Origin of the sequence: Streptomyces sp. NPDC093149 (assembly GCF_044754145.1) — a bacterium.
In the GTDB taxonomy this organism is placed as follows: Bacteria; Actinomycetota; Actinomycetes; order Streptomycetales; family Streptomycetaceae; genus Streptomyces.
On the sequence record NZ_JBIVON010000037.1, the window covers coordinates 24,091 to 37,547 of the forward strand.

The window sequence follows — 13,457 nt, forward strand, 5'->3', positions numbered from 1 at the left end:
GCTCGGAGTGCGCGGGTCACTGCGCGATGTGACTGTCTATCAGCGGATCGTGTCCGTGTTCGTGACGGCCTCGGGGCCGTTGCGGTCGCGGGACGTGTGCGATGCCCTGGGCATCGGGGCGGAGGCGCGGTACACCGAGGCGATGCGTTCCAAGCTCAAGCGTCTGGTGGCCGACGGGACGCTGGTCGAGGTGGAGCCGGGGCTGTTCGCTCGCACCACCGTGGAGACCGCCGCGTGAACGCGGGCCGTGGTGGGGACGAGTCGGACTCGGCGGCCGGCCTGGAGCAGGTGATCACTTCCTTCGCGGCGTCGTGGAACCTGTTCGGTGCGCTGGTGGAGGACTTGCACGACGAGTCCGCGGACCGGCTGACGCACGCGCAGTTGGAGGGCCTGATCACTTCGCGCGGGCGGGAGGTGATGCGACGACTGCTGCAGGACCATCTGGACCTGCGGTCCATGCGCGAGCCGCGACTGACTCGAGTGACGGGCACGGACCAGGTGACGCGCCGCAGGATCGAGCCGGGGCATGAGCGGCTGCTGGCCATGGTGTTCGGCACGGTGACCGTGACCCGGACCGCCTACCGCTCGCTGGGTGCCTCCAACCTCCGTCCGATGGACGCCGTCTTGAACCTGCCCGCCGAGCGGTTCAGCCACGGACTACGGCAGCTGGCCGCCCTGGAGGCGGTGCGCGGCAGCTTCGACGACGCCCAGCGGGCGATCGAGCGCGGCTGCGGCACCAGGATCGGCAAACGGCAGATCGAACAGCTCACGGTGCGGGCCGCCGTCGATGTCGAGGCGTTCTACCGCGCCCGGGCCCCAGAGCCGTGCACGGCGGACACGCTGCTGGTGCTCTCGGTCGACGGCAAGGGCGTCGTCATGCGCCCCGAAGCGCTGACCGACGCCACGCGCAAGGCGGCTGAGGCCAAGGGCGGCAACAAGATGCGCACCCGGCTGTCCGGCGGGGAGAAGAACGGCCGCACGCGCATGGCCATGCTCGGCGCCGTCTACGACGTCGGCCCCGCGCCTCGGGCCGTCGACGACGTCATCGCTCCACCCCCGGACCCCGACAGCGACGGCCCGGCCGGGCGCAATCGCGGACCCGAGGCGTTCAACAAGCGGCTGACCGGCAGCGTCACCGACAACACCCAGAGCGTGATCTCGGCGGTGTTCGGCCAGGTCGAGCAGCGCGACCCGATCCACGCCCGCACCTGGATCGTCCTGGTCGACGGCGCGAAGGCACAGATCGACCAGATCCACACCGAGGCCGAACTGCGCGGCGTCACCGTGCACATCGTCGTGGACTTCGTCCACGTCCTCGAATACCTGTCGAAAGCCGCCTGGTGCTTCCATGCCGCGAACGACCCCGCCGCCGAGAGCTGGGTCGCCGCCCAAGCCCGCAGTGTGCTGGCCGGCGACAGCGAACAGGTCATCGCCGACATCCGTACCGCCGCCAAGACGGCCGTCCTCGGCGAGGACAAGCTCAAGACCATCGAGGCGGTCTGCGGCTATCTGGAGAGCAAAAGCCCCTACCTGCGGTACGACACCGCGCTGACCCGCGGCTGGCCGATCGCCACCGGCATCATCGACGGCGCCTGCTGCCACCTGGTCAAGGACCGCCTCGACATCACCGGCGCCCGCTGGTCACTCGCCGGAGCCGAAGCCGTCCTGAAACTGCGAGCCCTAATCAGCAACGGCGACTTCGACCCCTACTACGCCTGGCAACTCAAACAGGAACACCGTCGTGTCCACCAGGCCCGCTACCAGGACAGACTCCGCCTCGCAGCCCCTCGCGCGTCGGCTCACTATCGGACTCAACATCAAGCAGCCTAAGGGTTGTCCCGTAATCCCCGGCGGGCACGCGACGTCAGCTACGGCACCTCGCCGCGTTGTCGGAACGTCCACATACATCCAGTATGTGGACGCCCCTCCGCCTTGCGATGCACCGCATCTGACGCCGCGCGCTGATCCACCGCGGATTGCGGGACAGCCCTTAGCGATCTTGAACGTTCGTCGTCCAACAGGCCGCTACCCAAGCTGAACAGCTACATCTGGGCTCTGGCGTACCGCAGTGCGATCTCCTGGAAGACCTGGGCCTGCGTCGGGTAGCAGTGAACCGTTTCGGCCAGCACCTCCAGCGGCACCTGGTTCATGATTGCCAGCGTAAGCTCGGTGATCATCTCACCGGCGTGCGCCGCCACAAGCGTCGCTCCTGCGATCTCGCTGCTGCCGCTGCGCGTGTATATCGCCCCGAATCCTTCCTCCTCGCCGTCGATGAACGCCCGCGCCACCTTGTCCAGGTCGAGCCGGTAAGCGTCGATGGCGACACCTTCGTTGCGGGCTCGGCGCGGAGTCAGGCCCACCTCGGCCACCTCGGGATCGGTGTAGGTGCAGTGGGGAATGACGAGCTCTCGTGCCGGGCGAAGTGCTCCGTCCAGCGCGTTCGCGATACAGAGCCGCGCTGTCGCATTGGCCGCGTGCGTGAACTTCTGCGGGAAGGTTGCATCGCCAATGGCATAGATGTTGGGGTTGCTGGTGCACAGGTACTCATCTACCTCCACGCCATCCCCGTCGGCGTGCACCCCTGCCGCGCCCAGGCCCAGGTGCTCCACGTGCGCCTTGCGGCCGGTGCCGAACAGCAGCGCGTCATAGGGCAACTCGCGCGTCTCGCCGGTGCCCTGCGCCAGCAAACGGCCGGCGCCCGCCCGTACTGCCTTGAACCCCAGATGGAGCCTTAGCCCCTCCTGCTCGAACCGGCGACGGATCAGCTCACTGACCTCCTGCTCATCATTGGGCAGCAGGGTCCTGGAGTGGCTGACCAGGTCCACTTCGCTGCCGAGACGGCGGAAGGCCTGGGCCAGCTCGCATCCCATCGGACCGCTGCCGATGACGACCAGCCTGGCTGGCAGCTCGGTCAGTGAGAAGACGGTCTCGTTGGTCAGGTACTCGCCTGTCCGCAGTCCCTCGATGGGGGGCACCACGGGGTCCGAACCGGTGGCGATCACGGCCGTCCGAAATCGCAGTAGCCTGCCCTCGACCTCCATGGCATTCGGCGCGGTGAAGCGCGTGTGCCCGAGGTAGACCTCCGCCCCCGCTTGCTCGGCCACCTCGACCGCATCACCTGCGCTGCTGAGGGAACGCATCTTGCGGACCCGATCCATGACCGAGCCGAAATCTGTTCGGGGTGGGGCGTCGAGCCGAAAGCCGAACTCGGCCCCGCGGCTCGCATCGTGCACCGCGCGTGCGCAGCGAATCAGCGCTTTGCTCGGCGTGCAGCCGAAGTTGACACAGGTGCCCCCGGTCAGTCGCTGCTCGGTCATAGCGACGCGGTGCCCGCCTGCGGCAGCAGTTATGGCGGCGGTGAGGCCGCCCGGTCCGCCGCCGAGCACCACCAGGTCGTAGTCACCACCTTCGCGGTTGCCCCAGTCAGGTGGGTGCCCCTGGCGGATCGTCCGCTGGTTGTGAACGTCATCGGGGTAGAGCTCGATAGTCGTCATGGCGCATCCTTCGTGGGCCAGGAGTTCCCGAGCGATCACGGGCGCACAGGTCCAAAATGTCGACCACATGGTGCAAATTACCGCGTGATACGGGCAGTTTCGCCACGTGGCGGTGATCGTCGACGCCACGCTGAAGAGTGGGTCCGTCGCCGAGAGCTGCCGTGGCGCACACGTGTCAGGCGGGCTGTCGCACCGCCGTCCCACGACGATTGTCGATCAGGTTCCGCCAGAGTGCATCCGCGCCGCGGCGTGCGATATCGCTTGCCGAGCCTTCGACCTGCGCCTGCAAGGCCCACCCGAGCACGGTAACGTGGCCAGTGGCGGTAATTCGAGCCCGCGTTCCCCACGCGGAGCAACCTAGCGAGCGCTTCGCTGTCGGCGATGCCGGGGCGGTCCAGGAACACCGGTAATGGGTGGTGGCCGTAGGTCCCAGGTCGCTGCCGCGTTCTGTTGGAGTGGTCGATGGTGATGGTGGCATCGACATCAATGTGCAGCCACCCACCCGCGGCGGGTGCGGCACCGGCCGCCCACGCCAGTGCCCGCGCGGCCGCGGCGACCAGATCGGCGAACACCGCCCGGCTCGTACACCCGCGGACCCTTGTACGTGTCCGCGAGCACGGCCGCGACCTGCACCGAAAGTGTGGTCAGGTCGGCGAGTTCGCGCACCATGCCCATCCCGGCATGCGACAGGACGACCAGGCCGTCAGCAGAGATTCGTACCCAGCCTGGCATCTGGAACCCTTCAGAATTCCTATTGTGTCTTGCAGGACAGACACTTTCGCATTTCGCACGCACTCATCGGCGGACTTTCGCGACAATTCCAGGCTTGACTGACGCCATACAGACAAGGAGCGAACGCATGGAACGGGAAATCATCCGGGTCGAACCCATCGACAGTAATTTCGAGAAGTGGGGCGCGCCGGTGTCGACCTGTACCCGGGCCGGCAACATGGTGTTCATCTCGGGCATGCCGCCTTTCGACCCCGACACCGGGGAACTCGTCCCGAACGCGCCGTTCGAACGCCAGGTCGAGCTTATCCTCACCCAGATTAAGAAGGCGCTCGAGGCGGCCGGATCGGACCTCGATCATGTGCTGAAATGCAACGCAATGTGCATCTCGGCCGACCACTTCAACGCTTTCAACGAGGTCTACAAGCGCTTTTTTCCGAACAACCCGCCTGCCCGCATCTTCTTCTGCGTGCCGGAGTGGACGGGCCCCTTCGACATCGAGGTCGACTGTATCGCCGTCACGAAGGACTGAGGGCTGGGACAACATGACCCGCGCCGCGCGACGATCATGACCCAGACGGTGCAGGCCCTGGTCCCCGTCAACGCCGCCGCGGTGCAGGCGGGCCGGCCCGACGCCCCCTCGCCATGGACAGCACACCGAGCCTGGTGCCCTGACCTACCAGATCACCGCCGCGCTCTACCAGCACCGGCAGGTCGCCCCACCACCCATCTGCAGCACATGCTCGCCCCACACATACGCCTGGCACCTCAAACAGGAACACCGTCGTGTCCACCAAGCCCGCTACCAGGAAGGACTCCGCCTCGCAGCCTGAAGCACCACTCACTCAGGACGAACTGCACCCATCGTCGATTCACCCACCTATCCCCGGGCCCTGAGCGTGCTGCGTGCAGCCGGCGTCCGACTGATCGGCCAGCCACTCGATCCCCAGGGTTGGAACCTGGAAGCACTTGAGCGAACCCTGGGCACCAGCCACGCGGCCCTGGCCTATTTGGTCCCCGACTTCCACAACCCCACCGGCCTGCTGATGTCCGAAGAACAGCGCTCCAGACTCCGTAACAGGATCAGCCGGCACGACACCCTTTTCATCATCGACGAAACCATGCGCGATCTCGACCTGCGCACCCCTCCGCAACCCCCGTCGCACGTTGCGAGCACCGCGACCAGCCGACATGTCATCACCATCGGATCACTCAGCAAGACCCTCTGGCCCGGCCTGCGCGTGGGATGGATCCGAGCCAACGGTCAAACCATCACAGAGCTCGCGCGTGCCGTCACCGCCCCTTCACTGGTTCCTCCGCTCCTCGACCAACTCACCGCGATCAGGCTCCTCGAACACTACGACGACATCCTCGCCTTCCGGCTCAACCTCCTCCGCGAACAGCGCGACCACCTGGCCACCACTCTGTCCGCCCTTGACTGGGCTCGATTTGAGACACCTGTCGGCGGCCTGACCCTCTGGCTGGAACTCCTCGACACCAGCGCCGGGGCGAGGGACAGTCCTTCAGCTTGCTGGGACGGGCACTTGGGGCGCCCATGCATCACGTCCGCCGGTCGCAGCACTAGAGAGGCGGCGCCCGCCAGGTCCCGTAGCAGCGGTCGATGCGGCATCCGCCCGGCAGCGAGCGTGAGCAGTTATGCCGCGGGATCGCGGCAGGTGAGTCGGTTCGGCGTTCGGCCGAGCGGTTGGGGGGATCAGATTCGGAGCCCGGCGCCGGACACGTCGGGCCGGTCGGTCACTCGCAGTCGGCAGCCCGTCCAGCGGCCCGCCGGTGAGTGTGGCGGACTTCCCGTGCGGGCCCGTTCGCGTAGTGACCGTCCGTTCCCCGCCTCCTCAAGGATGTCGGTGATAAGTCTTGTTGCACCTGCTCGGCGCGGCCATCTGGCTTCGCAGCCTCACTTGAAGATCTCGACTCGGCGCAGACCGTGGTCGGGCGCGTCCCAAAGATCCGCCCGCGGCAGCAGGGCCAGTTCGTCGGCGAAGCCGACCAACAGCGCGCCGCCGTCGACGGGGGTCACGCTGTGCACCCGGTAGGGGAAGCGCAGGGCACGGCCGATCCGGGTCCGGGTGTGCAGGTCCCAGGCACGCACGGTGGCGTCGTCGCCTCCGGTGACGGCGATGGTCCGGTCGTCGAGCGCGGTGACGGCCAGGTCGGCGATCCTGCGGCGGTGGTCGTACAGCGGCTCGCCGGATTCGAGGCCGGTCGTGAGATCCCAGACCCTTGGGTGGGGGTCGTATCCGGCGGTGGTGACGGCGACAGGTGTACCGTCCACCAGGGCCGTCGCGACACGCTCCACCGCGCGGGTGTGGCCGTGGAGCGGTCGGCCGAGCGAGGCGCGGTCGGCCAGGTCCCAGATGCGGACCGTGCGGTCGGCGTGGCCTGTGACGAGGGTGGTGCGGCCGTCGGCCGAGATGGCCCCGACCGCGCGTATGCCCCGGTTGTCACCAGTGGTCAGTGCCGGTCCGGTCTCCTGCTGTACGGCCAGGTCCCAGATACGGACGGTTCCGGTCCGGGTGCCCACCAGGACGAGGGTCCGGCCGTCGGCGACGGCCGTGGCGAGGGCGGTCGGCTCCGTGTCCCGGCAGTCGAGTGGGGCCCCGAATGTCTGGCGGGTCTCCAGGTCGGCGATCCGCACGAGCCCGTCCCGGCCCGCCGTGAGCAGCACGGTGTGCCCGTCCACGACGGCCGTGGCCATGCCTCCGGCCAAGACCGCATCGGCGTGGCCGGGCAGGGGCTGGGTGGTGTGGGGATGCGCGAGGTCCCAGAGGTCGACTGTCCCGTCGTACCGGCCCGCGGCCACGACCCGGCGGCTGCCCACGGTCACTGCGGTCAGGGACGCGGTCTCCTGGCCCGGGCCGTCGACGGCGTCGCCTCCGTGGCGGTGCTGGGCGAGGTGCCACGTGCGCAACAGGCCGTCGGAGGCCCGGGCGGCCACAACGGGCCGCTCGTCCACAGTGGTGACCGCCACCTCGCGTACCGGCTGGTCGTGGCCGGTGAAGGCGTCGACGAGCTGCTCGCCGGTGAGCAGGTCCCACACCCGGACGGTGTCGTCCCAGCTTCCGGTGACGGCGAGGGTACGGCCGTCCACACGGGCGGTCGTGACCGCGCAGACGCGGTGGCTGTGGCCGGTGAGCGGGGCGCCGACCTGCTCGCCGGTGGCCAGGTCCCAGACTCGTGCCGTGTGGTCCTCGCTCGCGGTGACGGCCAGGGCCCGGCCGTCCGCCTCGGTGGTGGCCACGGCCAGGACTGGTGCGGAGTGGCCAGTCAGCGGCCGACCGACGGGATGGCCGCTGAACAGGTCCCGGACCAGGACGTCATGGTTGTGCTCCCTCGCGATGACGACGACCGGGCGGCCCGCCACCCATGCCGTTGCGACGGACGTCACCCAGCCCTGGTGTCCCCCGGCGGGCTCGGCGACTTCCCGGCCGGTGGCCGGATCCCAGACCCGGACCAGCCCGTCCCAGCCACCGCCGACCAGGAGCGTCCGGCCATCCGCCCGTACGGTCGCCACCGTGGTGAGGAGGCCATGGGCAACGGTGAGCGGCTCGCCCACCGGCTCACCGGTGCTCAGGTCCCAGGCCCGTATGGTGTCGTCGGGCCCCTGCCGGTCGGTGTTCCAATGCCGGTCACGCGCCTCGTGGCCGGTGAGGACGAGTACCTGCCCGTCCGCCTCGACCCATCCCATCACCCGGGTGCCCTGCGGGGCCTTGAACAGGCCCGTCGAGGTCCCGTCGAGCACGTCCAGAGCCCGTACCTCGCCGAACGGACCGGCATCCACGGCGACCAGCCGCCCGTTCCGCACGGCGAGCACCGCGTGCACGCCATCGCAGCGCATCACCCGCGCGGTCCGCTCGTCGGCCCGCCGTCCCGTCGCCCAGCCGACCCGCCAGGGCGCGGTCGGCTCCCCAGGCGGTGTGGCCGAGGCGAACCGTGCCGCCAGGCCGGACCATCCGAAGCGGGCCGCCTCCAGGGACAGCAGCTGGGCCCGGCCCACGCCGTCGGCCCGGCTGAGCCGCAGGGCCACCGAACGGAACACGGCAGCCGTACGTCGCTCGTCCTCGCCGACCGGCGGCGGCGCCGTACGCAGTACCTCGCCCGGATCGGAGCCGACCAGGAAGGCAGTGTCGGTCCACATCAGCCGTTGTCCCTCATTCCGCTCGGGCCTGCAAGGTTGCGCCGCGCCCTGGTGGGCTTGCGACCGGTCTTGGCGTCCGCTATTTCACCATCGGCATCGCAGAGGGCCTCCTTTGCCCCCGATCGGCCGTCGCCGACGCCACGGACCGCGTGCAGGACCTCGGTGGCATTCAGACGGAGCACGACGCCTTCGGCTTTGGCGTAGGCGAACACATCCGCCGACGTGCGCAGCCATGGGCGTGGGCGTGGGACGGTCGGGATCCGCACATCCGCGCTCGCCCGGAAGAGCACGGACCTCGCCAATGGCGCGGGTGATGGTGGAGCGGTCGACAGCGAACAGCAGCCCGAGCACCGAGTGCGAGAGGCCGTGCCGCAGACGAATCAGCGTGGCCACCGACCGGCCGGTGAAGACCAGTTGATGCCGGCATCTGCCCCCGCAGCCCGCTTTCCCACGCCCCCGTACTGCCTGACGGCGGACTTCGATACCGGACTGCCACGGCAGAGCCAACTCCTCGATCAAACAGGCAAGATACTGTCGGGAGATCCTCGTGAACAGCCGATCCGAGAGAACTTCCCGGTTGACCGTGATCGCCAAGAGTGACCCTGATTGCCACTACGGAGCCGGATCATCCCACCCACCAGCGATCACACCATCGGCCGCTATCACACACCACCTTGTTACTTACCTGGTGCGACCTCGTGTCGCACACCTGAGCGCCTCAGTTGGCCGTTTTGGCGCTCGGTAGCGGTTGAGTGTTGTGGTTGGCGTCAAGCTGCGGCAGCGGCTGCCCCCGAAGGCCCGGAGTCCTCGGCCGTTGCGTCCAAGAAGAGCCGTATCAGCGCGATCGTGGCATCGGGAGCGTCCTCGGGGCTGTAATGGCCGGCAGCCGGAAGCTCGCTGACCAGACCGTGAGGGAAGGCGGTGCGGAAGAGTGGCAGGAAGTGCTCGGCGCGCAGTGTTCGGTCCTGTGTTCCCCAGACAGTCAGGGCGGGAAGCCGTGTCGCTGCCTCCCGGGACTCGCGCGATGGTGTCTCGAAGTGGTGCTTGCCGAGCGCGAAGCCCTTGGCCCAGCCCAGTGCGCCGAGGGTCTCTTCCCGGGTCGGGAAGGCGGCCTCGTAGGCGCGGATCCAGGCGGGGGTGATCACCGTGTTGTCCTGGAAGCCGTTGAGTTTGAGGGTGCTCAATGCGCTATAGCCGAGCGCGCCGAGCACATGGTCGAGGGTGCCGTCGGCCTCGGCGCGGGCGATCCAGCGGAACCAGGGTGACCGGGAGGCGTTCGCGGCCAGGGTCTGGGCCAGATCGGATTGGCCGAACGGGGTGGGGGCGTTGAGGGCGATGACCCGGGTGATCAGGTCCGGTCGCCGAGCCAGCAGGCCCATCCCGACCGGACCTCCGAAGTCGTGCATGACCAAGGTGATGTCGCGCAGTTCCAAGTCCAGGACGAACGCCTCCAGGTTGTCGACGTGGTCCTGGAGCCAGTACGTCCGGCTGCCGGGCGTCTCGCTCTTGCCGAAGCCCATGTGGTCCGGGACCACGACCCGGTGGGTGTCGGAGAGGCCGGCGACCAGTTTGCGGAAGAGATAGCCCCAGGTGGGTTCACCATGCAAGCACAGCAGCACGGGGCCGGTGCCTTCGTCCACGAAGTGCATGCGGAAGCCGGGGCTGGAGTTGAAGTGCGGGGCGTAGGGGAAGGTGCCCTCGAAGGTCTCGTGCGCCGCGATCATCGGAAGGGGAACTCCTCGGAAGGTGACCGTCGGCGCCCGGGCCGACGGGGAGGGAGTACGGGTGGCCGAGCGAACTGCGTCGTGGCCGTGGCGGGTTGTCGTTCCAGGCACGAGGTGCCCCGGGACGGCCAGTTCCCGCACTGCGGCCGGTGGCTGCCCGCCGTCTTCGCCTGGAGAATAGGCGCAAGTGGTTTTGATTTGCAACCAGAGTGGTCCTGTTTTGCAACCGGGGTAGCCTTGTCCGGCAACCAGTCGTCAACCGGGACGCGAGCGGAGGGACCAGTGGCCGATTCGGACAGCAAGGGTGGGAACGTCACGGGCGGGGCCGTGCCGCCGATCTGTCCGGTGATGCGTACGGCCGACCTCGTCGGCGACCGCTGGACCTTGTTGATCCTGCGTGACGCGTTCACCGGCACCCGACGGTTCAGTCAGTTCCAGCGCAGCCTGGGTATTGCCAAGAACGTCCTCAGCGACCGGCTCTCCGGCCTGGTTGCGGCCGGCGTGCTGTACACCGAGCCAGCCGCCGACGGCACGAGCTATCGCGCCTACGCGCTCACCGACAAAGGTCTCGAGTTCTTCGACCTGATCGTTGCCCTGCGCCAGTGGGGCGAGCGCCACGCCATCGAACCCGGCACCCCCTACCGCCCACTGATCGACACCCGCACTGGCGAACCGCTGGCGCGCGTGACCTATGTACGCCCCGACGGCGCCCCACTGCACCGCGCCGAGACTTGTCTGGGTGACCCGCAGCCGATGGTGGCGGGGGAGCAGCCCAAGTCCACCAGGTGAGCTGCGGATTGCGCTCAATCACGACCGGATCTTCTAACCGTGTGTGTGGGGCCGCATCGGACCGTAGTGCCTCCGTGTGTTCAGCACGGCAACCGAATCCGACGTCATATCTTGTTTTGAGTCAAAACGTCACTATGTGCGTATGTCAGTCGCTACTGACTTCGGCTTGGCAGGGTGATCTTTGTCGATGTGCCTGAGGTGTCTGGGGTGGGGGCTGTGTGGCTTCGTCCGCTTCAAGGAGCAGCATTTGTCAGTGAGTCTGGGCAGCAGAATGGTGTGAGCGGCAAGCGAAATGTTCACGAGATTTAGCGGTGCTTAGTGGGATCAGTCGACGACCCGAGGTCGTCAGGCACCAGGGAAAACAGAACCAGGTCGACTTGAGATCCGTGCACGAAGCCAGCGTTTCGCAAGTTGCCTTCGCGGTGGAAGCCAGCCTTGAGGGCGACTGCCTGGGACGCGGTGTTTTCGGTGGCAGCTCGCAGTTCCATCCGTTGGAAGTGCTGGTTGGTCAGGAGCCAGTGCGCCAGCGTGCGGGTTGCTTCGGCTGCGATGCCGTGACCGCGCGCCCAGGGTGACACCCAGTAGCCAACTTCGCTCACCAGCGCTCGCCAGTCCGTCTTCTTCAAGCCGACTTGGCCCATCAAGCGCTTGGTACTGGCGTCGGTGATGGCAAATTGGATGCCGTCGCCGCTGTCCCGCATCGTGCGTGCAGTGGTTGTGCACCAGGCTGTGGCATCGTCCAGCGTGTAGGGCTGGGGCAGCGGAAGCCATCGTTGAGTGAGGGAGTCCGAGCAGCTTGCGTGTGTGTCCGGAATGTCGCTGATGTCGAACGCGCGGAGGATCAGCCGTCTGCTGTGCAAAACCGTCTCGGGGAACATATCCGGCTCCGTTCGCAACCGACCGACTGGTCCGGGGAACGGTAACAAGATCCGCCGGTCCGAAGATCGGCGGCCTGGTCAGAAGCGAACAGTCTGCCAGTCAGCTGGCTGCGACTTGCTCGTCAGCTCGCGCTTGAGTGCCGGCGAGGCGGTAGGGGGCGGTGCCGGTCTCGATGATCGTGCTGTTGAAGGTGAGGCAGTCGACGATGGCCGCGCAGAGGCGGGGGTCGGTGAAGGTCTTGGTCCAGCCGACGAAGGATTCGTTGGAGGCGATGGCGACGCTGTTCTTCTCTTCGCGTTCGGTCAGGACCTGGAAGAGGAGTTCGGCGCCGTGCGGTCGAGTTCCACGTGTTGGGTCGGGGACGGGACGCCGTGCACCGTTTCCGGTGTCGGATTCCCCGTCCCCGCCCACCGAACCGGACGTGCCCGTTGGCTGAGCATCCGGCTCTCCATGTGATCTGATGTGTTAGGGCTCGCAGAGAATCAACATGCTGATTTGATCTCCGTGGGGCTGCTGTTCGTGAGGAACGCGGTGACGTCGGCGGGCGTGCGGAACCTGGCTGTCGAGGGTGGGATGGTGTGGCCGTGCTCGGCCAGGAGGGGCTGGACTTGGTGAACGGCCCTGGTGAGGGTGCTGCCGTTGACTCCGAAGAGCTGGGCGAGCGGGTCTCGGGTGCCGAGTTTGCGCAGGTAGAGCACGGTGGCCAGGACTCTGTCGGCGGTGGTCAGCTTGTCCTTGGCTCCTGCGCCGCGGGCACGGATGCGCTCATCTCCTCGTTGCTGGAGCCGTCCGTGCTCACGTAACTCGTCGAGTGTCGAAGTGAGTTGGTCGACGAGTTCGTCCAATGCCGGTTCAGGCATCCCGGTCAGCTCCGGGTTGCGCAGATACCCAGTGCCAGGCTGCGGGGATGAGCCGGCTGAGCGAGGGTTCTTGGCTGCATCGGCTGTGGCTGTGGTGTCGCGAGGTTGAGGGTGGAGGGTGTAGTTCCAGTCGCCGTGGAAGCGGTGCCGGTGCATGGGAAGGGCGTCGATGTCGCTGTCGGTGACCTTGATGCCGGTGTCGTAGGTGCCCGGGTCGAGTTCGGCGTGAACTTTCAGTCCGGTGCGGGTTGTGGTCGCCGTGATGCTGTTCACGATGACGTCGTGGCTGGTCAGTGGGCGGCCGCGCCAGTTCATGGAGATGTGGGAGAACAGCCGGTGCTCGATCTTGTTCCACTTCGAGGTGCCCGGCGGCATGTGGCAGACCGTGATGTCCAGGCCCGTCTCGGCGGCCAGGGCTGCGAGTTCAGTTTTCCAGGCGCGGGTGCGGTAGCCGTTGGAGCCGCCTGCGTCCGCAGTGATCAGCAGGCAGGTGGCTGTCGGATAGTCGTGTCGGCCTCGGGCCTGCCACCAACGTCGGATGGAGGCGACGGCGAACGCGGCGGTGTCGTGATCGGTGCCGACGCTGACCCATCCGGTGTTCGCTGCGACGTCGTAGATCCCGTACGGGATCGCCTTGCCCGGTCCCTGCCGGTCCAGGAAGTCATGGGTCTTGACCTGGGCCGGCATTCCCTTCGGCTGCCACTCGTGGCCCCCGTTCTTGTACCGGCCGACCAACTCCTTCTTCTTGGTGTCCACACTGATCACCGGGTCGCCGGCGCCCATATGCTCTTTGGCCCGGTCGTTGATGTAGCGGAACTGGGCATCC

The 13,457-nt window shown here is 67.5% G+C and carries 9 protein-coding genes and 4 pseudogenes; 5 read left to right on the top strand and 8 right to left on the bottom strand.

The window, feature by feature from the left end; all coding sequences use genetic code 11:
• Window positions 1-28 precede the first annotated feature (28 nt).
• Together ACIQCZ_RS40440 and ACIQCZ_RS40445 are read left to right on the top strand one after the other, a co-directional pair.
• Window positions 29-238: a hypothetical protein gene (locus ACIQCZ_RS40440; protein WP_402290960.1), complete on the top strand. Its 210-nt coding sequence runs from the start codon at window positions 29-31 to the stop codon at window positions 236-238.
• Window positions 235-1,830, top strand: coding sequence for an ISKra4 family transposase (locus tag ACIQCZ_RS40445; protein WP_402290962.1), 1,596 nt, complete (start codon window positions 235-237; stop codon window positions 1,828-1,830). The genes ACIQCZ_RS40440 and ACIQCZ_RS40445 overlap by 4 nt, the downstream gene beginning before the upstream one ends.
• A 212-nt stretch (window positions 1,831-2,042) precedes the next feature.
• Here the strand turns inward: ACIQCZ_RS40445 and ACIQCZ_RS40450 are convergent, their stop codons facing one another.
• Window positions 2,043-3,494, bottom strand: coding sequence for an FAD-dependent oxidoreductase (locus ACIQCZ_RS40450; RefSeq protein ID WP_402290965.1), 1,452 nt, complete (start codon window positions 3,492-3,494; stop codon window positions 2,043-2,045).
• A 241-nt stretch (window positions 3,495-3,735) separates the two neighbouring features.
• Window positions 3,736-4,226, bottom strand: a pseudogene (locus tag ACIQCZ_RS40455) (IS1380 family transposase); the annotation flags it as partial.
• Window positions 4,227-4,353: 127 nt separating this feature from the next.
• Here ACIQCZ_RS40455 and ACIQCZ_RS40460 point away from each other — a divergent pair.
• Together ACIQCZ_RS40460 and ACIQCZ_RS40465 are read left to right on the top strand one after the other, a co-directional pair.
• Complete coding sequence (locus ACIQCZ_RS40460) at window positions 4,354-4,755, top strand: RidA family protein (RefSeq protein WP_020578017.1); 402 nt, start codon at window positions 4,354-4,356, stop codon at window positions 4,753-4,755.
• A 367-nt stretch (window positions 4,756-5,122) separates the two neighbouring features.
• A pseudogene (locus ACIQCZ_RS40465) lies at window positions 5,123-5,668 on the top strand (aminotransferase class I/II-fold pyridoxal phosphate-dependent enzyme); the annotation flags it as partial.
• Window positions 5,669-6,138: 470 nt separating this feature from the next.
• On the opposite strand, the gene ACIQCZ_RS40470 reads toward ACIQCZ_RS40465, so the two are convergent.
• The 3 genes and pseudogenes from ACIQCZ_RS40470 to ACIQCZ_RS40480 form a co-directional block, all read right to left on the bottom strand.
• Complete coding sequence (locus ACIQCZ_RS40470) at window positions 6,139-8,379, bottom strand: WD40 repeat domain-containing protein (RefSeq protein WP_402290967.1); 2,241 nt, start codon at window positions 8,377-8,379, stop codon at window positions 6,139-6,141.
• Between the two features lie 110 nt (window positions 8,380-8,489).
• Window positions 8,490-8,973, bottom strand: a pseudogene (locus ACIQCZ_RS40475) (transposase family protein); the annotation flags it as partial.
• 173 nt (window positions 8,974-9,146) lie between these two features.
• Entirely contained in the window at window positions 9,147-10,103 is a 957-nt protein-coding gene (locus ACIQCZ_RS40480; RefSeq protein WP_402290970.1) for an alpha/beta fold hydrolase, read from the bottom strand.
• Between the two features lie 348 nt (window positions 10,104-10,451).
• Here ACIQCZ_RS40480 and ACIQCZ_RS40485 point away from each other — a divergent pair, with 348 nt between their 5' ends.
• Window positions 10,452-10,892 (top strand): winged helix-turn-helix transcriptional regulator, encoded by a 441-nt coding sequence (locus tag ACIQCZ_RS40485; RefSeq protein ID WP_402290980.1) that lies wholly within the window; start codon window positions 10,452-10,454, stop codon window positions 10,890-10,892.
• Window positions 10,893-11,197: 305 nt separating this feature from the next.
• Here the strand turns inward: ACIQCZ_RS40485 and ACIQCZ_RS40490 are convergent, their stop codons facing one another.
• The 3 genes and pseudogenes from ACIQCZ_RS40490 to ACIQCZ_RS40500 form a co-directional block, all read right to left on the bottom strand.
• On the bottom strand, window positions 11,198-11,770 hold the full coding sequence (locus ACIQCZ_RS40490) for a GNAT family N-acetyltransferase (protein ID WP_402290972.1): 573 nt from the start codon (window positions 11,768-11,770) through the stop codon (window positions 11,198-11,200).
• Window positions 11,771-11,870: 100 nt separating this feature from the next.
• Window positions 11,871-12,101, bottom strand: a pseudogene (locus tag ACIQCZ_RS40495) (ATP-binding protein); the annotation flags it as partial.
• Window positions 12,102-12,253: 152 nt separating this feature from the next.
• Window positions 12,254-13,457, bottom strand: a 1,204-nt coding sequence (locus ACIQCZ_RS40500; RefSeq protein ID WP_402290975.1) for an ISAzo13 family transposase, incomplete at its 5' end; no start/stop codon positions are given.

Coding starts and splice junctions, on each gene's coding strand:
- ACIQCZ_RS40450 (WP_402290965.1), bottom strand. CDS start 3,494: ATGACGACTATCGAGCTCTACCCCGATGACGTTCACAACCAGCGGACG.
- ACIQCZ_RS40460 (WP_020578017.1), top strand. CDS start 4,354: ATGGAACGGGAAATCATCCGGGTCGAACCCATCGACAGTAATTTCGAG.
- ACIQCZ_RS40470 (WP_402290967.1), bottom strand. CDS start 8,379: ATGTGGACCGACACTGCCTTCCTGGTCGGCTCCGATCCGGGCGAGGTA.
- ACIQCZ_RS40480 (WP_402290970.1), bottom strand. CDS start 10,103: ATGATCGCGGCGCACGAGACCTTCGAGGGCACCTTCCCCTACGCCCCG.
- ACIQCZ_RS40485 (WP_402290980.1), top strand. CDS start 10,452: ATGCGTACGGCCGACCTCGTCGGCGACCGCTGGACCTTGTTGATCCTG.
- ACIQCZ_RS40490 (WP_402290972.1), bottom strand. CDS start 11,770: ATGTTCCCCGAGACGGTTTTGCACAGCAGACGGCTGATCCTCCGCGCG.